Annotated in this window: 1 protein-coding gene and 1 pseudogene; both read left to right on the top strand. The window is 25.8% G+C overall.

The genetic code is table 11. From position 1 onward, the window contains the following. Positions 1-33: 33 nt before the first annotated feature. Entirely contained in the window at positions 34-366 is a 333-nt protein-coding gene (locus Q4548_RS16705; RefSeq protein WP_303457172.1) for an antibiotic biosynthesis monooxygenase, read from the top strand. Next, positions 344-554: pseudogene (locus tag Q4548_RS16700) on the top strand (GNAT family N-acetyltransferase); the annotation flags it as partial. The gene Q4548_RS16705 and the pseudogene Q4548_RS16700, both read left to right, overlap by 23 nt.

Below are 554 nucleotides of genomic sequence, written 5' to 3'. Positions count from 1 at the left end.
AAAACCGTTGGGTGCAAGCGAAAAAAATGAGAAATGATATCTAAAAAAAATCTAAAGACTCCTTATTATGCTGTGATATTTAGCTCTATTAAAGCTGAATTAAATAATGAGAATTATTCTATTATGTCTGATAAAATGGTTGAATTAGCAGAAACTCAAAAAGGTTTTTTAGATATTGAAAATGTAAAAGAAAATGAAATAGGTATTACAATATCATACTGGACAGATTTAAATGCTATCAAAAATTGGAAAGAAAATTCTGAACATTTAATAGCTCAAAAATATGGGAAATCTGACTGGTATAAATTTTATAAAATAAGAATTGCTAAAGTTGAAAGAGATTATGAGTTTGAAAATAAATTATAGAAGTGCTAATATTAACGATTCAGAAAAATTAACTAAATTATTTGATTCTTACCGAGTTTTTTACAAGAAAGAGTCTGATATAGAAAACGCTCAGAAGTTTTTATCTGAGAGATTAACTAATAATGATTCTAAAATTTTCGTTGCTGAGAACTCTGAAAAATTGCTTCTTGGTTTTGTTCAACTATATC

Origin of the sequence: Wenyingzhuangia sp. 2_MG-2023 (assembly GCF_030548295.1) — a bacterium.
GTDB lineage: Bacteria > Bacteroidota > Bacteroidia > Flavobacteriales > Flavobacteriaceae > Wenyingzhuangia.
Note: the sequence above shows the minus strand (reverse complement) of the source record. Positions and strands in the feature narration are given on the sequence as shown.

Bases quoted from the DNA above. Each gene is read 5' to 3' on its own strand.
- Q4548_RS16705 (WP_303457172.1), top strand. From the start codon at position 34: ATGATATCTAAAAAAAATCTAAAGACTCCTTATTATGCTGTGATATTT.